This is a genomic window from Streptomyces collinus (genome assembly GCF_031348265.1).
In the GTDB taxonomy this organism is placed as follows: Bacteria; Actinomycetota; Actinomycetes; order Streptomycetales; family Streptomycetaceae; genus Streptomyces; species Streptomyces collinus.
Window position 1 is genome coordinate 3,332,240 of the sequence record NZ_CP133771.1, and the last position, 17,238, is coordinate 3,349,477.

A 17,238-nucleotide genomic window follows, 5' to 3' on the forward strand; every position below is an offset into this window, starting at 1 on the left:
CAGTTTCTGTTATCGCCCGCACCACCGGGCCGTCTCCTCACCGTCCCCCGCAGGTACGCGACTTACGACGCCGAGGTACGACGACGTGACACGACAGTTCAGCCGCCGGAGCATGCTCAAGGCGACGGGCATCGGCATCGGTGCCGGTGCGACCGCGCTCGCCACCCCGACCGCCCTCGCCACCCCGGCCGACGCCGCCGGCGCCCCTCTCGCTCACCCCGGGCTGCTGCACACCCGTGCCGATCTGGACCGTATGGCCGCCAAGGTGAAGGCGGGTGCCAGACCGTACGCCGCCGGGTTCGCCAAGCTCACCGCCAACCGGCATGCGCAGAGCGGGTGGCGGCCGAATCCGCAGGCCGTGGTGTACCGGGGGTCGGGTACGCCCGAGAACTACCGGATCCTCTACAACGACATCCACGCCGCGTACCAGAACGCCCTGCGCTATCACGTCACCGGTGAGGAGGCGCACGCCGACACCGCCGTGGCGATCCTCAACGCCTGGTCGGGGAAGCTGACCGGGCTGGAGGGCAGTGCCGACCGGTTCCTTGCGGCGGGGCTGTACGGCTACCAGTTCGCGAACGCCGCCGAACTGGTGCGGGAGCACGGGGACTTCGACCTGGGGCGGGCACGGGAGCTGATGCGCAACGTCTTCCATCCGCTGAGCGACGACTTCCTGACCAGGCACAACAACGCCGTCGTCACCAACTACTGGCCCAACTGGGACCTGACGGCCATCGCGTGCGTGCTCGCCACCGGGATCTTCTGCGACGAACGGGCCTTGGTCGAGCGGGCCGTGGAGTACTTCAAGCACGGGGACGGCATGGGGTCGGTGAAGCACGCCATTCCCGTCGTCCACGAGGACGGGCTCGGCGAGTGGGTGGAGGCCGGGCGGGACCAGGGGCATGCGCTGCTCGGGGTCGGGCTGATGGGCACGGTGTGCGAGATGGCGTGGAACCAGGGGATCGACCTGTACGGCTACGACGACAGCCGGTTCCTCAAGGGGGCGCAGTACGTGGCCAAGTGGAGCCTGGGCGGGGATGTGCCGTACACCGCCAACACGCGGCGGAAGGGGGCGATCGGGGGCTGGTCGGGGAGCGAGACCGCGTCGGGCGTCGCGGGCGTGGATCCGTCGATGACCCGGCCCGTCTGGGCGATGATCGCCAACCACTACACCAAGCGGCGGGGGCTGCCGGCGTCGTACCTCACGCGGGCGGCGGCCAAGGCCGCGCCGGAGGGCGGGGGCGGGGATTACGGGCCCAACAGCGGGGGGTTCGACCAGTTGGGGTTCGGGACGCTGGCGTTCACGCGGGACCGGGTGGAGGCGGCGGCCGAGGCGCCGAGTCCGTCCGGTGCCGCGTCGGATGCCAGGGGTGCCCGGCCGCATGCTTCAGCGACCCCTGTCCCGGGCGACGACCTTGCCGCCACCGGTTTCGGGGATGCCGTGGGCTGGGCTGCGGCGGCGGGGGTCGGCGCGGTCGCGGGTGGGTTGCTGCTGCTGCGCCGGCGAGGGTGGGGCGGATAGCGGCGTGGGGTGTTGCGGAGGTACCGCGGGTGCGACGGGGGCGGTTGGGGCGCATGGCCCACCAGCGCCCGGCCCCGAATGGGGGGCACGCGTGTCCGCCGTAGTCGTTCCCGGCCCGAACGCGTCCGTTCTCGAGAATTGAACGCGTTCGCACCCCATCAACCGATGAGAAAGGGCGACTTGCTCCGCTTTCGCGCACTTAGGATCACTGCGACTACCCAGACTTCCGCGAATGACACCTACAAGCGTCCGAATTTGTGAAGTCTTGGTGTTACTGTGCCCCTGGTTTTGTCAAGCCAACTCCGAGAAAAACAGGTCCAGATGAAGCGCACAGCCACGGTCCTCGCTGCTACGGCGGCGGCGTTCACCCTCATCACCTCCCAGGCGTCCGCCATCGACTGGGAGAAGGACGTTGCGACCGCCACGACCACGACCGCAAGTCCGCCGTGGTCCGGTGAAGTCACCGCGTACGCGACGGCACGGTACGCCGAGGACGGCGACTGGTTCTGGGTCAAGGACAACGCGAAGGACGATAAGTCCGCCGTTGTCAAATGGGAGCTCAGAAACACCAGCGGAACGCTCGTGCGCGGCGGTTCGATCTGGATGACGGAAGGTGTCGGCGAAGGCCGTTACCAGAACAAGGACTTCACCGAGGGTTACAAGCTGTACTACAAAGTGTGCCCCATCAAGTGGGGCTCCACGTGGTACGAGCAGGACGAATGCGGCGTCGGCCTCACCGTCACAGCCTGAGCACCAAGGCGGCTGATTTTTGTGCAAGGGTCCCGTCCCGGGAGCGGGGTGGGACCCTTGCCCGTCGATCCTCCGGGCCATGTGAGCGCGGAGCCGGACGATGCCACGCCGGAACGACTCGCTACGCCGTCGCCGGCCGAGTTTCCTCCCCGGTGGGGCCACCCTTGGAACCGTCGCCGGACCCGTCACCCCCCGCCGCCGTCAGCGGCGTGGCGATGTCCTCCAGGGAGCGGCGTTCCGCCTTCACCGCCAGGAGCGCCGCGACCAGGCCCGCCAGGCACATCAGCGTCGCGCCGATCGAGAAGGCGAGGACCGTGTCGCCGACGACGCCGGATTCCGTGAGCTTGGCGAAGAGGAGCGGGCCGCTGATGCCGCCCGCTGCCGTGCCGATGGCGTAGAAAAACGCGATCGACATGGCGCGGGTCTCCATGGGGAAGACCTCGGAGACCGTGAGGTAGGCGCTGGACGCGCCGGCCGAGGCGAAGAACAGGACCGCGCACCAGCACGCCGTCATCGTGGCCGCGCTCAGGGAGCCCTGGTCGAAGAGCCAGGCCGTGCCGAAGAGGAGCAGGCCGGACAGGATGTACGTGCCGGAGATCATGATGCGGCGGCCGACCGTGTCGAAGAGCTTGCCGAGCAGCAGCGGGCCGAAGAAGTTGCCGAGTGCGATGACCGCGAAGTAGTAGCCGGTGTTGCCGCTCGGGACGGCGAAGAACGTGGTCAGGATCGCGCCGAAGCCGAAGGTGATGGCGTTGTAGAGGAAGGCCTGGCCGATGAAGAGGGAGAAGCCGAGGATGGCGCGCCTGCGGTAGTCGGAGAAGACCGTGCGGCCGATCTCGATGAAGGAGACGCTGCGGCGCTGGCGGATGGTGATCTCGCCCTCGGGGCGCGGCAGCGGCTCACCCCTCTCCTCCTCGATCTTGCGTTCGATGGAGGAGACGATGCGTTCCGCTTCGTCGTCGCGGCCGTGGATCAGGAGCCAGCGCGGGCTTTCGGGGACGTGCCGGCGGACGAGGAGGATCACCAGGGCGAGGACCGCGCCGAGGGCGAAGGTGAGGCGCCAGCCGACGTCCGCCGCGAAGATGTCCGTGTCCAGCGCGACGATCGACAGCAGCGAGCCGAAGACGGCTCCCAGCCAGAAGCTGCCGTTGATCATCAGGTCGGTGCGGCCGCGGTACTCCTTGGGGATCAGTTCGTCGATCGCGGAGTTGATGGCCGCGTACTCGCCGCCGATGCCGAAGCCGGTGAGGAAGCGGAAGAGGAAGAACCACCAGGTGTCGAAGGAGATCGCGGTGAGGGCCGTGGCTCCCAGGTAGACCGCCAGGGTGATCATGAAGAGCTTCTTGCGGCCCCACTTGTCGGTCAGACGGCCCCAGAAGAGCGCGCCCAGGCAGGCGCCCGCCACGTACAGGGCGGCCGCCATGCCGGTGACCTCACCGGAGGTGATGGGCAGACCGCTGCCGGGTTCCGACAGGCGGCTCGCGATGTTGCCGACGACGGTGACTTCGAGTCCGTCGAGAATCCACACGGTGCCGAGACCGATGACGATAGTCCAGTGCCAGCGCGACCACGGGAGGCGGTCGAGGCGGGCTGGGATGTCGGTGGTCACGGTGCGGCCGGTGTCGGCCTGGGCGGTCGTCATGGGCCCCCTCCTCTTCGAGCGGAACCGCGATCGAGTGCCCTGACCGGCTTCTCTTACGCCCGAAGACTCACGCCCCCAGCGCGCGCGACACCGTGTAGATCAGCAGGCCGGCCAGGGAGCCGACGACCGTGCCGTTGATGCGGATGAACTGCAGGTCTCGGCCGATGTTGGCCTCGATCTTCCTCGTGGTGTGCTCGGCGTCCCAGCTCGCCACCGTGTCCGTGATCAGGGAGGTGATCTCCTTGCGGTAGGTGGTGACGACGTAGACGGCCGCGTCCTCCACCCACCGGTCGACCTTGTCCTGGACCTTGCGCTCGGCCGCCATCCGGGAGCCCAGCGACAGCAGGGACGCCCGCACGCGCAGCCGCAGCTCGCTGCGTTCGTCCTCGGCGGCGGCGACGATCATGGACCGTACGGCCATCCAGGCGCTGGCGATGAGGTCCTGGACCTCGCCGCGGCCCAGCACCTCGCCCTTGAGCCGCTCGATGCGGGCCCGGGTGTCGGTGTCGGACTGGAGGTCTGAGGCGAAGTCGGTGAGGAAGCGGTCGAGGGCGCCGCGGGCGGGGTGACCGGGCATGTCGCGCATCTCCGTGGCGAAGCGCAGCAGCTCCCGGTAGACCCGCTCGCCGACCTTGCGGTCGACGAACTTCGGCGTCCAGCCGGGGGCGCCGCCCTCCACGGCGTCCATCACCTCGTCGCGGTGCAGCACCAGCCAGTCGTGCGCGCGGTTGACGACGAGGTCGACGACCCGTTTGTGGCCGCCGTCGGCGACGACCTTCTCCAGCATCTTGCCGATGCCGGGCCCGATCTCCTGGGCGTTCGCCCGGCGGGTGATGGCCTCGCCGACCACCGCCTGGACGTCGGAGTCGCGCAGGACCGTCAGGGCGCCGCGCAGGGCGGTGGACAGCTCGGCGGTGACCCGGTCGGCGTGCTCGGGGACGGCGAGCCAGGCGCCGAGGCGGCTGCCGATGCCGACGGCGCGCAGCCGCTGCCGTACGACGTCCTCGGAGAGGAAGTTCTCCCCGACGAACTCGCCCAGGGAGACGCCGAGCTGGTCCTTCTTGGTGGGGATGATCGCGGTGTGCGGGATGGGGATGCCGAGGGGGTGCCGGAAGAGGGCGGTGACGGCGAACCAGTCGGCGAGCGCGCCGACCATGCCCGCCTCGGCGGCCGCGGCGACGTAGCCCGCCCAGGGGCCGGCGCCGGAGTTCTGCGCCCACTTGGCGAGGACGTAGACCAGGGCGACGAACAACAGCAGACCGGTGGCGGTGAGCTTCATCTGCCGCACGCCGCGCTGCTTTTCCTCGTCCGCCGGGCTGAAGGTCGTCATCGCACGGTTCACCGCGCCGCCGGGCCGGGCATGCTGCCCTCCGGCGCCGGCGCCCTTTTCTACTGCTTTCGTCCGTTCCATCCGCTCCACCCGCTCGGTGATCCCGCACACATTGTCCCTTCCTGACCGACTCCTGGAACGGAACAGGAGTTCCCGGCGTCTGTCGGGAGGGGGTAATGCCATGGGGTCCTGTGAGCTCCCCCCGGCCCATGCCGCATCATGGGCACATCAGATCGGAGCCTTGGGCTCCCATCGCCCGAGGAGAACTGAACAGCATGACCCGAGGACGTGGCTACGCCCTCCTGGCCCTGGTCGTCGCAGCGATCGTGGCCCTTTCCACCGCCATATACGTCGGCGTGGCGTCCGACGACGGCCTGCGCAACCGGAACGCCCTCGGCGACGGCCGCGCCCCCCACAACTCCGCCGCCCCCGCCTCCACCGGCACCTGGGTCGGCACCTGGTCCACGTCCCCCTCCGCCGCCGAACCCGGCACCGAGACGACCGGCATGGCGGACCGTTCGGTACGCAACGTCGTCCACACCAGCGTCGGGGGTACGGGTGCCCGCGTGACGCTGTCCAATCTCTACGGCCAGTCGCCGCTGAACATCACGCGGGCGACGATCGCCGTGTCCGCGGGCAGCGGCACGGCGGCGGCACTCGCGGACACCATGCGGCAGCTGACCTTCGGCGGTGGCCCCACGGTCGTCATCCCGCCCGGCCGGCAGGTCATGAGCGACGCGGTACGGGTCGTCGTCCCGCACGACTCCGACGTCCTGATCACCACCTACACGCCGACCAGCTCCGGCCCGGTGACCTACCACCGGCACGCCCGGCAGGTCTCCTACGTCGCCCAGGGCGACCACACGCAGGACGCGACCGGCACGCCGTACACCGAGCGGACCGGCTCCTGGCGGTACCTGACCGCGCTGGACGTGCTGAGCAACGAGTCCGACGGCACGATCGTCGCCCTCGGCGACTCGCTGACCGACGGCATCACCTCGACGCCGGACACCAACAGCCGGTGGACCGACGTGCTCTCCGACCGGCTGCGCGCTCAGATCGCGGCCGGGCGTGACCTGCCCCGCTACAGCGTCGTCAACCAGGGCATCAGCGGCAACCAGGTCCTCGCCGACGGGCTGGGCCGCCCCGCGGACAACCCCAGCGGTCTGAACCGCTTCGGGCGGGACGTCATGGAGCGGACGAACGTCAAGGTCGTCGTCATCGACCTCGGCGTCAACGACATCCTGCGCAACCCGCGGCTCGCCGACCCGAACGCGATCCTGAACGGCCTGCGCACGATGGTCGGGCAGGCCCACGCGCGCGGGGTGAAGGTCGTCGGCGCGACCCTGATGCCGTTCTACGGGCACCGCGGGTACACGGAGGCCCGGGAGGCGGTCCGCCAGACGATCAACGCGGAGATCCGCGCCGGGCGGGTGTTCGACGCCGTGGCCGACTTCGACCAGGCGCTGCGGGACCCGTACGACCCGCGGCGGCTGCGGGCCGACTACGACTCCGGCGACCATCTGCACCCCAGCGACAAGGGGTACGCGCGGATGGCGGAGTCCTTCGACCTGGAGACGCTGAAGGGTTCGGCGCCGGCGGAACTGTAGTCCCCGGCTCGTCCCGTCCTGTGCCCGCTGCCCGGTCTCGGGCGGCGGGCACACCGCTGCTCAGCGCTCCCCGTCCAGCTCCCGCCGCCCCGCCCTGCGCTCCAGCTTCTCCTGGCGGCGTTCCTCGCGGATGCGCAGCTTCTCCGCCCGGGTCAGCTTCCGCTGCACCCCGACGCCGCCCCAGAACGCGAAGCCCGTGACGACGACCCGCGGGGCGCCCGGTTCACCCGGCACGCCCTCCTCGCGGTGGTCGAAGCCGCCCATGATGCCGATGCCGCGGACGACGACCTCGACGCCGGGCGGCACGATCACGTCCACCCCGCCCATGATCGCGATGGCGTTGATCTCGACCTCGCGGTCGGCGAAGTTCGCCTCGCGCAGGTCGATCTCCCCGCCGCCCCAGAAGGCGAAGCAGGTGAACCGCCGGGGCATCGTCCAGTGCCCCTTGCGCTGGAAGCCGGACATCACGGCGACGGCCCACGTGGAGGACCCCTCGCCGCCGGTGATCCGCCCGGACCAGTCCGGGCCGGCCGCCGGGTCCTTCGTCAGGGACACCGCGGGGACCGTCACGCCCGCGGCCGGCAGGTCCCGGGTGATCGGCGCCAGTTCCCCATACGTCCGGGCCTGGTACGTCGCGTCGAGCCGCTCCTCGAACTCCGCCATGTCGAGACGGCCCTCGGCGAGGGCGTCCCGCAGGATCTCGGCGACCCGTTCACGGTCGGCGTCGGAGGCGCGGAGGTCCGGGAGGGCGTCGTCGGTCATACACAGCAGATTACGAGTTCACCCCGCCGGGGGCTACGAGATCGCCCGCTCGGCCTGTTCCACGTACATCTTGGCGATCACCGCCTCGATGTCCGGCTCCCGCACCGACAGGTCCACCAGCGGGTACTCGGCGGCGATCCGCGCCACCAGCGGCGCCGCCGACTCCCCCGCCGGGAACGCGAGCCACTGCCGCGGACCGTCCACCCGGACGACCCGGGCCGGCGCCGGTGCCTCGATCGGCGGCAGTTCCCGCTCCAGGTCCACGACCAGGGTCCGCTCGCTCTCCCCCGCCTCGTGCAGCCCGGCGAGCGGGCCGTCGTACATCAGACGCCCGTGGTCGATGACCATCACCCGCTTGCACAACTGCTCGATGTCCTGGAGGTCGTGCGTGGTGAGCAGCACCGTGGTGCCGCGCTCGGTGTTCAACTCCCGCAGGAACTCGCGCACCTTGGACTTCGACACGACGTCCAGCCCGATGGTCGGCTCGTCCAGGTACAGCACCTCCGGGTCGTGCAGCAGCGCCGCCGCGATGTCGCCGCGCATCCGCTGCCCGAGGGAGAGTTGCCGTACCGGCACGTCCAGCAGGTCGCCCAGGTCGAGGAGGTCGACCAGACGGGCGAGGTTCTCCCGGTAACGGGCGTCCGGGATCCGGTACATGCGGTGCATCAGCCGGTAGGAGGCGAGCAGCGGCAGGTCCCACCACAGCGTCGTGCGCTGCCCGAACACCACGCCGATGCGGTGCGCGAGCCGCGTCCGCTCCCGGGAGGGGTCGATGCCGGCCACCCTGAGCCGGCCCGCGCTGGGCGTGAGGATGCCGGTCAGCATCTTGATCGTGGTGGACTTGCCGGCGCCGTTGGGGCCGATGTAGCCGACCATCTCGCCGCGTTCCACCCGGAAGGAGATCGAGTCGACGGCCCTCACCCGCCGCCGCTCCCGCTTCATGAAGCCGGTCTTCTTGCGCACCTCGAAGACCTTCTCCACGCCGTGGAGTTCGATGAAGGCGCCTTCCGGTCCGCCTTCCCTGCTGGACCCGCTCTCCGACCCGGTCAACTCAACTCCCTGTACTCCGGTACGAACGAAGCCCCGTCCGCCACGCCATCCCGGCCAGGACGCAGCAGACCGCCGCCACCAGCGGCGAGGCGAACGCCGTCCACCCGGGCAGCCCGACCGGGTACGGCCGCCCCAGCACGTAGGTGGCGGGCACCCAGTTGACGAAGGCCAGCGGCAGCATGAAGGTCACGCCCCGCACCAGGTCCTTGCCGAACACCGTCGGCGGATACTGCAGCAGCGTCGTCCCGCCGTAGGTGAACGCGTTCTGCACCTCGGCGGCGTCCTGGGCGTAGATCTGGAAGGACGCGCCCGCCACGAACACCGCCGAGAAGATCGCCGCGCCGCTGACCACCATCACCGGCACCAGCAGCACCTTGGACGCACTCCAGTCGACGTCCACCGACGCCAGCGCCCAGCCCAGCACCACCGTCCCCTGGGTGATCCGGCCCAGCCGCCGTAGCGCGAAGCGGTCGGCGCCGACCTGGGCGAGCACCGGCGCCGGACGCACCAGCAGCGTGTCGAAGGAGCCGTCGCGCATCCGGGCGCCCAGGACGTCCATCGAGCCGAGCGCCAGATCGGCGATCCCGAACGACGTCACGGACAGCCCGTACAGGAAGGCGACCTCGGGCAGCGACCAGCCGCCCAGCGAGTCCACCTGCGAGAACATCAGCAGGATCCCCACGAAGTCCAGGCCGGTCACCGTCAGGTTCCCGAGCACCGTGACGACGAAGGAGGTGCGGTAGGTCATGCTCGACCGGATCCACATCCCGGCGATCAGCCGGTAGGCCCGCAGCCCCTCGGCCACGGCACTGCGCTCACCCACCCTGCACCACCACCCTGCGCGTCGCGGCCGACTGCAACAGCCGCCCCGCCGCCAGCAGCGCCACCGCCCACGCCGCCTGGAAGGCGAACGCCCCGAGCGGGTCGGTCTCCCCCATCAGCACGTCCGCCGGCATCTGGATCTGCGCCGCCCACGGCAGCACCCGCACCACCTCGCCGAGCGTGCCCGGGAAGGCGTTCAGCGGCAGCACCATGCCCGAGAAGAAGATCCCCGTGACCGTCAGGACCTGGTTCACGCCCATGCCGTCCATCAGCCAGAACACGCTCAGTGCCGCCAGGTAGCGGAGGGCGAAGCTCACGACCGTCGCCAGCAGCAGCGTCACCCCGAAGGCCGCCCACGGGGTGACGTCCGTCGGCAGCGCCATCGGGAAGAAGACCGCGCCGAACACGAACGGCACCACCCCCCGCCCCAGCATCTGGAACAGCGCCCGCCCCACGTCGCCCGCCAGCCACCACAGTTGGAGATCGGCCGGCCGGTACAGGTCGACGGCGATCTCACCGGTGCGGATGCGCTCCATCAGGTCCTTCTCGGCGCCGCCGCCCTGGATCGCGAGGGTCGCGTAGAGGCACTGCCCCAGCCAGACGTAGGTCACGGCCTGCGCCTGGTCGTACCCCCCGAGGTGCGGTTTCTCGTGCCAGAGCGCCAGATACGTGTAGACGAGGATGACGCCGAAGACGGTGTTGGTGAACACCCCGGCCACCGTGGCCGCCCGATAGGTCGCGTACCGCCGGAAGCCTCCCGCCGCGACGGCCGCGTACAACCGTCCCGAGCCCACATCCACAGCCCTCCTCGCCACCGGCACCGAAGCGCAGGAGCCTAGTGGTCCGGTGATCGGGCGTGCCACGCATTTTCGGGGAGCGGCGGGGGTGCCGCGGGGCGAGTGCGCACCTGCCCAGACGGTACGATCCGTTGCGTCCGCGTGGGCCGAGGCGCCCGTGGCCAGGGCGAGCAGCGTGGCGGCGGTGCCGGCCGGGCGGAGCGTACGAGCCGTCGCGATCCACGGCCGTGTCCCCCTTCGGGCGAATGTCGCGCAGGCGAGATCACGATTCGGGCAGGCGTGCGGAGCAACGCGTTTGACCCCGTGCCCGCCCGCGCACCCGCCCGCACGCGGCCCGCCTCACCACACGGCACACGACCCGGCCCTCGATCAGGGAACTGATCAACGGATGGGACAGTCTTCATCACAGGGGCGCAAGAGCGAGCAGAGACGTACGGGAACGACGTACGACGCGAAACAGGAGTCCGTGCACGACATGAGTGACGAGCCTCAGCCGCAGCAGCCGAATCCGGGCTGGGCAGCGAGCCAGCCGCAGGCGCACGCCGACGGCGACCCGGGCACGCCCGCGGCCACGGCGGCCGGGAAACCGAAGCGGACCGGCTGGCGCCGGGCGATCCCGACCTGGCGCATGACGCTCGGCGGCTTCGTCATCGTCGTCCTGCTGCTGGTCGGCGGGTTCTTCCTGGGCTACTCCCTCGTGAAGATCCCCCCGGCCAACGCGCTCGCCACCAAGCAGGCCAACGTCTACCTCTACGCGGACGGCTCGGTGATCGCCCGCGACGGCGAGGTCAACCGGGAGAACGTCACCCTCCCGCAGATCTCCAAGCCCGCCCGGCACGCGATCCTGGCCGCCGAGGACCGCGACTTCTACACCGAGTCCGCCGTCGACCCCAAGGCCATGGTCCGCGCCGCCTGGAACACCGCCCTCGGCAAGGGCAAGCAGTCCGGCTCCACGATCACCCAGCAGTACGTGAAGAACTACTACCTGCGCCAGGAACAGACCGTCACGCGCAAGGCCAAGGAGTTCTTCATCGCGATCAAGCTGGACCGCGAGGTCAGCAAGGACCACATCCTGGAGGGCTACCTCAACACCAGCTACTTCGGCCGCAACGCCTACGGCATCCAGGCCGCCGCCCAGGCCTACTACGGCATGGACGCCAAGGACCTCGACCCGGCCCGCTCCGCCTACCTCGCCGCGCTCGTCAACGCCCCCAGCCAGTACGACGTCGTCGCCCACCCGGAGAACCGCAAGGCCGCCGAGTCCCGCTGGAACTACGTCCTGGACGGCATGGTCAAGAAGGGCTGGCTCAGCGAGTCGAAGCGGGCCGGCATGAAGTTCCCCATGCCGAAGGAGTCCACCCTCTCCACCGGCATGTCCGGGCAGCGCGGCTACATCGTCCGGATCGTCAAGGACTACCTCACCGACAACAAGATCATCGACGAGAGCAAGCTCGACGCCGGCGGCTACCGCATCACGACCACCCTGCAGAAGGGCAAGCAGGACGCGTTCGTGAAGGCCGTCAACGACAAGCTGATGTCCAAGCTCGACAAGAAGGACAACAAGGTCGACGGCTACGTCCGCGCCGGCGGCGCCTCCGTCGACCCGAAGACCGGCAAGGTCGTGGCGATGTACAACGGCGTCGACTACGTCAAGCAGTACACCCCGAACGCCACCCGCAGGGACTTCCAGGTCGGCTCCACGTTCAAGCCGTTCGTGTTCACCTCGGCCGTCGAGAACCACTCGGAGACCCAGGACGGCCGCGTCATCACCCCGAACACGATCTACGACGGCACCAACAAGCGCGTGGTCCAGGGCTGGGCCGGCGAGCCGTACAACCCCGAGAACGAGGACCAGCGCTCCTACGGCGACATCACCGTCACCGAGGCCACCGACAGCTCCGTGAACTCGGTGTACGCGCAGATGGCCGCCGACGTCGGCCCCGCGAAGGTCAAGCAGACCGCGATCGACCTGGGCGTCCCCGAGGCCACCCCCGACCTCGCCGACGGCCCCGCCATCGCGCTGGGCACCGCCACCGCCAGCGTCCTCGACATGGCGGAGGCCTACGCCACGCTCGCCAACCACGGGCGGCACGGCACCTACACGGTGGTCGAGAAGGTCACCAAGGAGGGCACGCCGATCGAGCTGCCCGAGCGGCGCACCCGGCAGGCCGTGAGCCGCGAGGCCGCCGACACCACCACCTCCATGCTGCGCAGCGTCGTCCAGAACGGCACGGCCTCCGCCGCGCAGGCCGCGGGCCGCCCGGTCGCCGGCAAGACCGGCACCGCCGAGGAGGACACGGCGGCCTGGTTCGCGGGCTACACCCCCGACCTCGCCACCGTCGTCTCCGTCATGGGCCAGGACCCGGTCACCGCCGCGCACAAGTCGCTGTACGGCGCGATGGGCCTGCCGCGCATCAACGGCGGCGGGGCGCCGGCGGAGATCTGGACGCAGTTCACGCAGGACGCCCTCAAGGGCAAGCCCGTCAAGGAGTTCGACCTCAGGCTCCAGCCGGGCTCCGACGTCTCGCAGGCCCCCAGCAGCGAGGCCCCCGCCGACCCGACCACCGGCGGCACCGCCGACGGCGGCACGACCACCGGCGGCGAGGACACCGCCACCGAGACGCCCGGCCAGAGCCCCAGCGCCCCCGAGGGGCAGACCGAGGGGCAGACCGAGGGGCAGACCGACGGCGGCACCACGGACGGCGGCACCGGCGGCGAGTCGCCCACGGGCGGCGGCACCGCGGACGGCGGCACGACCGACGGCGGCACCACGGACGGCGGTACGGCCGACGGCGGCACCACGGAGGGCGGTGGCGGCGGCGACACGAGCGACGGCGGCGCGACGGGCGGCCCGACCGGCCCCGGCTGGGGTGTGGTGCCGCAGACCGCCCGCCGCGAGTAGCGCCCCGAGCCCCCAGGACCCCTCAGTGACCGCTGGTCGCCTTCAGCCCCACCACGGCGACCAGCAGCAGGCACACGAAGAAGATCCGGGCGGCGGTCGCCGGCTCACCCAGCACCGCCATGCCGAACACCGCCGCCCCGGCCGCACCGATCCCCACCCACACGCCGTAGGCGGTACCGATGGGGAGGGTCTTGGCGGCCTGCGACAGCAGCAGCATGCTGGCGACGATGCCGGCGCCGGTGAGCAGGCTGGGCAGCGGGCGGGTGAAGCCATCGGTGTACTTCATGCCGACGGACCAGCCCACCTCCAGCAGACCGGCGACGACGAGCAGAACCCAGGCCATGACGGGCACCTCCGGGATACGGGCTGACGGTGTCGGTGCGTCGTCTTTGCCCTTGATCCCGGTACGGCGCGTCTCGTCGGGGTCCCTCCAACGTAGCAAAGCCCCACGACACGGCGAAGGGGCCGGTGACCACTGTCACCGGCCCCTTTTCGCGCTACCGCCGCCGGACCTACAGGTACAGGCCCGTCGAGTCCTCGGCGCCCTCGAAGCGGTCCGCGGCCACGGCGTGCAGATCACGCTCGCGCATGAGCACGTACGCGACTCCCCGCACCTCGACCTCGGCACGGTCCTCCGGGTCGTACAGCACCCGGTCGCCCGTCTCCACGGTCCGCACGTTCTGCCCCACCGCGACGACCTCGGCCCACGCCAGGCGCCGGCCGACCGCGGCCGTGGCGGGGATCAGGATGCCGCCGCCGGAACGCCGCTCGCCCTCGCTGGTGTCCTGCCGCACGAGTACGCGGTCGTGCAGCATCCGGATCGGCAGCTTGTCCGGATGGGTACTGTGCTCGTTTCTCTTGGCGCTCACGCCCTGAAACCTACCTGTCTCCCCCGCAAACGTACGCAGTCGGGTCAGCCCTTGCGCCGCCGCGTGCTGACCGCGAGCAGCCCGACCACGCCCACGACGACGAGCGCGACGGGCACGACACGCTCCAGCCGGGGCGCGCCGTCCTCGTCCACGAACCGGGCGCGCACATCGGTGACGGCCCGGTTCACCCCCACGTAAGCCCGTCCGAGGGTGTGGTCGATGTTGGAAGCGACCTTGGCCTTGGCATCCCCGACGATCGTCTTGGGGTGCACCCGCACCCCGATCTCGTCGAGGGTCTCGGCCAGGGTCGCGCGGCGGCGCCTGATGTCCGCCTCGATCTGCGCCGGGGTCCTGGAGTCCGCCGTGTCCGCCACCGTGTCGCCTCCGAAGTCGGTGTGAAGCCTGTGCAGGACAGTCTGTCAGCTCCACGGGTCATCACACTGTCAGCACCCCCGGTTACGCTGGCCAGATGAGCGAGCGACTCCAGCCGGGGGACGTGGCCCCCGCCTTCACCCTGCCCGACGCCGACGGCACCGAGGTGTCCCTGTCGGACCACAAGGGCCGCAAGGTCATCGTGTACTTCTACCCGGCGGCCCTCACGCCCGGCTGCACGAAGCAGGCCTGCGACTTCACGGACAACCTGGAGCTGCTGGCGGGCGCGGGCTACGACGTCATCGGCATCTCCCCCGACAAGCCGGAGAAGCTGGCCAAGTTCCGCGACAAGGAGTCCCTGAAGGTCACGCTGCTCGGCGACCCGGACAAGCAGGTCCTGGAGTCCTACGGCGCCTTTGGCGAGAAGAAGCTATACGGCAAGACGGTCGTCGGCGTCATCCGCTCCACGATCGTGGTGGACGAGGAGGGCAAGGTCGAACGCGCCCTGTACAACGTCAAGGCCACCGGCCACGTCGCCAAGATCATCAAGGATCTGGGAGTCTGAGGACGTTGCCCGACCAGTAGCATGGCCGGGCAACGCCAGGCGGCCGTGGTGGAACTGGCAGTCACGCTGGGTTTAGGTCCCAGTGGGGTAACTCCCGTGAGGGTTCGAGTCCCTCCGGCCGCACCAGAGTTCAGCCGAGCAGCTCGCGCACGACGGGCACCAGCGCCCGGAACGCCTTCCCCCGGTGGCTGATCGCGTTCTTCTCCTGGGGGGTCAGTTCGGCGCACGTGCGCTGCTCGCCCTCCGGCTGGAGGACCGGGTCGTAGCCGAAGCCGCCCGTGCCCGTCGGCTCGTGACGGAGGGTGCCGCGGAGCTGTCCCTCGACCACCCTCTCCGTGCCGTCGGGCAGGGCGAGGGCCGCCGCGCAGGCGAAGTGGGCGCCGCGGTGCCCGTCGGCGATGTCCGAGAGCTGGGCGAGGAGGAGGTCCAGGTTGGCCTTGTCGTCGCCGTGCCGGCCGGCCCAGCGGGCGGAGAAGATGCCGGGGGCGCCGTTGAGGACGTCCACGCAGAGGCCCGAGTCGTCGGCGACGGCCGGGAGGCCCGTCGCCCGGGCGAGGGCGTGGGCCTTGAGAAGCGCGTTCTCGGCGAACGTCACCCCGGTCTCCTTGACGTCGGGGATGTCCGGGTAGGCGTCGGCGCCGACGAGTTCATGGGGCAGCCCGGCTTCGGCGAGGATCGCGCGAAGTTCGGTGATCTTCCCGGCGTTACGGGTGGCGAGGATCAGGCGACTCATGGCCACCAGTATGGCCGGGAGCGCGCCCCGGCAGGGGCGCGGGGAACTGCGCGAGCGACCACCACGAACCCGCTGCCCGCCACCGAGCGGAACCCGGCAGACGAGGAGGCCAGGCTCAGCTAGCGCGGCGTCACGGCGTGCAGACCTTCGTCAGTTCGCCCGCCGCGTCCGTGACCGGGCTGATGTCGGGCGTCTCGTCGCCGTTCTCGATCGACGTGCGGACGTTGTCGACCGCCTTGTTCAGGTCGTCGACGGCCTTGCTGACATCCGCGTTGTCGGTCTTGTCGCCGATCTCGCCGAGGTTCTTGTCGATGGAGTCGAGGGACTCGTTGAGCTGCGTCGGGTCGTTCGCCGCGCTGTCGACCGCCTGCTGGAGTTCCGTGACGCTGTCGGCGATGGCGTCGGCGGTCTGGACGCAGTCCAGCGCCTTGTCGACGGCGGCGCAGCCGGTGGTCAGTCCGGCGGTCAGCGCGACGGCCGCCAGGGTGGCGGCGACGGCTGCGGTGCGGCGTCGGCGGCTCGCGGCCATGGAGCGGTCCCTCTCGTTCGGCGGGCCGGTCGGGCCCGCGTGGCTGGCCGGGCGCACAGGGATGAGCCGTGCGCCCGTACTCCTTCAGACGCCAGTGGGCTCCGCTCGGTTGCCCGAGCCGAGCACCCGTCTTGGTGTGCCCTTTACTTTTCGAGGGCGGCTTACTTTTCGAGGACGGCGTCGAGTGCGGTGCGCTGGTGGGCGGCGAGATCGGCGCAGCCGGCGACGGCGAGGTCGAGGAGGGCGTTCAGTTCGTCGCGGGCGAAGGGCTCGGCTTCGGCGGTGCCCTGGACCTCGACGAAGCGGCCGTCGCCGGTGCAGACGACGTTCATGTCCGTGTCGGCCTTGACGTCTTCCTCGTAGCAGAGGTCGAGGAGGGGGACGCCGCCGACGATGCCGACGGAGACGGCGGAGACGGTGCCGGTGAGGGGCTTACGGCCGGCCTTGATGAGCTTCCTGCCCTGGGCCCAGGCGACGGCGTCGGCCAGTGCCACGTAGGCGCCGGTGATCGCGGCCGTGCGGGTGCCGCCGTCGGCCTGGAGGACGTCGCAGTCGAGGACGATCGTGTTCTCGCCGAGCGCCTTGTAGTCGATGACGGCGCGCAGGGAGCGGCCGATGAGGCGGCTGATCTCGTGGGTGCGTCCGCCGATGCGGCCCTTGACGGACTCACGGTCGCCGCGGGTGTTGGTGGCGCGGGGCAGCATGGAGTACTCGGCGGTGACCCAGCCTTCGCCGCTGCCCTTGCGCCAGCGCGGGACGCCTTCGGTGACGGAGGCGGTGCAGAAGACCTTGGTGTCGCCGAAGGAGACCAGGACGGAGCCTTCGGCGTGCTTGCTCCAGCCGCGCTCGATGGTGATGGGGCGGAGCTGTTGGGGGGTGCGGCCGTCGATTCGAGACATGCGGCTGAGCCTATCCGTACGTGCCGAAGGCCCCTCCCGCGGTGGGAGGGGCCTTGGTGTGCCGGGGGTGTGTCAGGGGATGTA

17 protein-coding genes, 1 tRNA gene and 1 riboswitch are annotated in these 17,238 nt (G+C 70.5%); of the genes, 6 read left to right on the plus strand and 12 right to left on the minus strand.

Going from position 1 to position 17,238, the window contains the following annotated elements; all coding sequences use genetic code 11:
- The first annotated feature begins 112 nt into the window (after nt 1–112).
- Entirely contained in the window at nt 113–1,522 is a 1,410-nt protein-coding gene (locus RFN52_RS15020) for an alginate lyase family protein (protein ID WP_184853899.1), read from the plus strand.
- Between the two features lie 321 nt (nt 1,523–1,843).
- Nucleotides 1,844–2,272 carry a hypothetical protein gene (locus tag RFN52_RS15025; RefSeq protein WP_184846834.1) on the plus strand — a complete coding sequence of 143 codons (429 nt, stop codon included), beginning with the start codon at nt 1,844–1,846 and terminating at the stop codon, nt 2,270–2,272.
- Nucleotides 2,273–2,393: 121 nt separating this feature from the next.
- On the opposite strand, the gene RFN52_RS15030 is transcribed toward RFN52_RS15025, so the two are convergent.
- Both RFN52_RS15030 and RFN52_RS15035 read right to left on the minus strand, forming a co-directional pair.
- Entirely contained in the window at nt 2,394–3,914 is a 1,521-nt protein-coding gene (locus RFN52_RS15030) for an MFS transporter (RefSeq protein WP_184846836.1), read from the minus strand.
- A gap of 67 nt (nt 3,915–3,981) precedes the next feature.
- Entirely contained in the window at nt 3,982–5,325 is a 1,344-nt protein-coding gene (locus RFN52_RS15035; protein ID WP_373308487.1) for a DUF445 domain-containing protein, read from the minus strand.
- A 194-nt stretch (nt 5,326–5,519) separates the two neighbouring features.
- Between RFN52_RS15035 and RFN52_RS15040 the strand changes: the two genes are divergently transcribed.
- On the plus strand, nt 5,520–6,854 hold the full coding sequence (locus tag RFN52_RS15040) for an SGNH/GDSL hydrolase family protein (protein WP_184846840.1): 1,335 nt from the start codon (nt 5,520–5,522) through the stop codon (nt 6,852–6,854).
- A gap of 60 nt (nt 6,855–6,914) precedes the next feature.
- On the opposite strand, the gene RFN52_RS15045 is transcribed toward RFN52_RS15040, so the two are convergent.
- Genes RFN52_RS15045 through RFN52_RS15060 form a run of 4 tightly spaced genes read right to left on the minus strand, consistent with a single transcriptional unit; the run spans nt 6,915 to nt 10,282 of the window.
- Entirely contained in the window at nt 6,915–7,616 is a 702-nt protein-coding gene (locus RFN52_RS15045; protein WP_184846842.1) for a DUF1707 SHOCT-like domain-containing protein, read from the minus strand.
- A 33-nt stretch (nt 7,617–7,649) separates the two neighbouring features.
- Nucleotides 7,650–8,666 (minus strand): ABC transporter ATP-binding protein, encoded by a 1,017-nt coding sequence (locus RFN52_RS15050; RefSeq protein WP_184846844.1) that lies wholly within the window; start codon nt 8,664–8,666, stop codon nt 7,650–7,652.
- Nucleotide 8,667: 1 nt separating this feature from the next.
- Nucleotides 8,668–9,489, minus strand: a complete 822-nt coding sequence (locus RFN52_RS15055; RefSeq protein WP_184846846.1) for an ABC transporter permease — start codon at nt 9,487–9,489, stop codon at nt 8,668–8,670.
- A complete protein-coding gene (locus RFN52_RS15060; RefSeq protein ID WP_184846848.1) occupies nt 9,482–10,282 on the minus strand; it encodes an ABC transporter permease in 801 nt (266 codons plus the stop codon). Before RFN52_RS15060 ends, RFN52_RS15055 begins: the two co-directional genes overlap by 8 nt.
- A 478-nt stretch (nt 10,283–10,760) precedes the next feature.
- Between RFN52_RS15060 and RFN52_RS15065 the strand changes: the two genes are divergently transcribed.
- Nucleotides 10,761–13,187 carry a transglycosylase domain-containing protein gene (locus tag RFN52_RS15065; RefSeq protein ID WP_184846850.1) on the plus strand — a complete coding sequence of 809 codons (2,427 nt, stop codon included), beginning with the start codon at nt 10,761–10,763 and terminating at the stop codon, nt 13,185–13,187.
- A gap of 22 nt (nt 13,188–13,209) precedes the next feature.
- Here the strand turns inward: RFN52_RS15065 and RFN52_RS15070 are convergent, their stop codons facing one another.
- The 3 genes from RFN52_RS15070 to RFN52_RS15080 all read right to left on the minus strand — a co-directional run bounded on the left by RFN52_RS15070 (nt 13,210) and on the right by RFN52_RS15080 (nt 14,430).
- The gene (locus RFN52_RS15070; RefSeq protein ID WP_033308144.1) at nt 13,210–13,530 is read right to left on the minus strand and encodes a DMT family transporter; all 321 of its coding nucleotides are present in this window, start codon (nt 13,528–13,530) and stop codon (nt 13,210–13,212) included.
- Between the two features lie 34 nt (nt 13,531–13,564).
- Nucleotides 13,565–13,632, minus strand: a riboswitch (guanidine-III (ykkC-III) riboswitch).
- A gap of 67 nt (nt 13,633–13,699) precedes the next feature.
- Nucleotides 13,700–14,056: a GroES family chaperonin gene (locus RFN52_RS15075; protein ID WP_097216896.1), complete on the minus strand. Its 357-nt coding sequence runs from the start codon at nt 14,054–14,056 to the stop codon at nt 13,700–13,702.
- Nucleotides 14,057–14,100: 44 nt separating this feature from the next.
- Nucleotides 14,101–14,430: a DUF3618 domain-containing protein gene (locus tag RFN52_RS15080; protein WP_033308145.1), complete on the minus strand. Its 330-nt coding sequence runs from the start codon at nt 14,428–14,430 to the stop codon at nt 14,101–14,103.
- 95 nt (nt 14,431–14,525) lie between these two features.
- On the opposite strand from RFN52_RS15080, the gene bcp reads away from it, so the two are divergent.
- Nucleotides 14,526–14,993: a thioredoxin-dependent thiol peroxidase gene (gene bcp, locus RFN52_RS15085; protein ID WP_184846852.1), complete on the plus strand. Its 468-nt coding sequence runs from the start codon at nt 14,526–14,528 to the stop codon at nt 14,991–14,993.
- Nucleotides 14,994–15,032: 39 nt separating this feature from the next.
- Nucleotides 15,033–15,119 (plus strand) — tRNA-Leu (locus tag RFN52_RS15090).
- A 4-nt stretch (nt 15,120–15,123) separates the two neighbouring features.
- Here RFN52_RS15090 and rdgB read toward each other — a convergent pair.
- The 3 genes from rdgB to rph all read right to left on the minus strand — a co-directional run bounded on the left by rdgB (nt 15,124) and on the right by rph (nt 17,154).
- A complete protein-coding gene (gene rdgB, locus RFN52_RS15095; RefSeq protein ID WP_184846853.1) occupies nt 15,124–15,726 on the minus strand; it encodes an RdgB/HAM1 family non-canonical purine NTP pyrophosphatase in 603 nt (200 codons plus the stop codon).
- Nucleotides 15,727–15,856: 130 nt separating this feature from the next.
- Nucleotides 15,857–16,255 (minus strand): hypothetical protein, encoded by a 399-nt coding sequence (locus RFN52_RS15100; RefSeq protein ID WP_184846856.1) that lies wholly within the window; start codon nt 16,253–16,255, stop codon nt 15,857–15,859.
- Between the two features lie 161 nt (nt 16,256–16,416).
- Nucleotides 16,417–17,154: a ribonuclease PH gene (rph, locus tag RFN52_RS15105; protein WP_033308151.1), complete on the minus strand. Its 738-nt coding sequence runs from the start codon at nt 17,152–17,154 to the stop codon at nt 16,417–16,419.
- Between the last annotated feature and the right edge of the window lie 84 nt (nt 17,155–17,238).

Bases quoted from the DNA above. Each gene is read 5' to 3' on its own strand.
- RFN52_RS15020 (WP_184853899.1), top strand. From the start codon at position 113: ATGCTCAAGGCGACGGGCATCGGCATCGGTGCCGGTGCGACCGCGCTC.
- RFN52_RS15025 (WP_184846834.1), top strand. From the start codon at position 1,844: ATGAAGCGCACAGCCACGGTCCTCGCTGCTACGGCGGCGGCGTTCACC.
- RFN52_RS15030 (WP_184846836.1), bottom strand. From the start codon at position 3,914: ATGACGACCGCCCAGGCCGACACCGGCCGCACCGTGACCACCGACATC.
- RFN52_RS15035 (WP_373308487.1), bottom strand. From the start codon at position 5,325: ATGGAACGGACGAAAGCAGTAGAAAAGGGCGCCGGCGCCGGAGGGCAG.
- RFN52_RS15040 (WP_184846840.1), top strand. From the start codon at position 5,520: ATGACCCGAGGACGTGGCTACGCCCTCCTGGCCCTGGTCGTCGCAGCG.
- RFN52_RS15045 (WP_184846842.1), bottom strand. From the start codon at position 7,616: ATGACCGACGACGCCCTCCCGGACCTCCGCGCCTCCGACGCCGACCGT.
- RFN52_RS15065 (WP_184846850.1), top strand. From the start codon at position 10,761: ATGAGTGACGAGCCTCAGCCGCAGCAGCCGAATCCGGGCTGGGCAGCG.
- RFN52_RS15070 (WP_033308144.1), bottom strand. From the start codon at position 13,530: ATGGCCTGGGTTCTGCTCGTCGTCGCCGGTCTGCTGGAGGTGGGCTGG.
- bcp (WP_184846852.1), top strand. From the start codon at position 14,526: ATGAGCGAGCGACTCCAGCCGGGGGACGTGGCCCCCGCCTTCACCCTG.
- rdgB (WP_184846853.1), bottom strand. From the start codon at position 15,726: ATGAGTCGCCTGATCCTCGCCACCCGTAACGCCGGGAAGATCACCGAA.
- RFN52_RS15100 (WP_184846856.1), bottom strand. From the start codon at position 16,255: ATGGCCGCGAGCCGCCGACGCCGCACCGCAGCCGTCGCCGCCACCCTG.
- rph (WP_033308151.1), bottom strand. From the start codon at position 17,154: ATGTCTCGAATCGACGGCCGCACCCCCCAACAGCTCCGCCCCATCACC.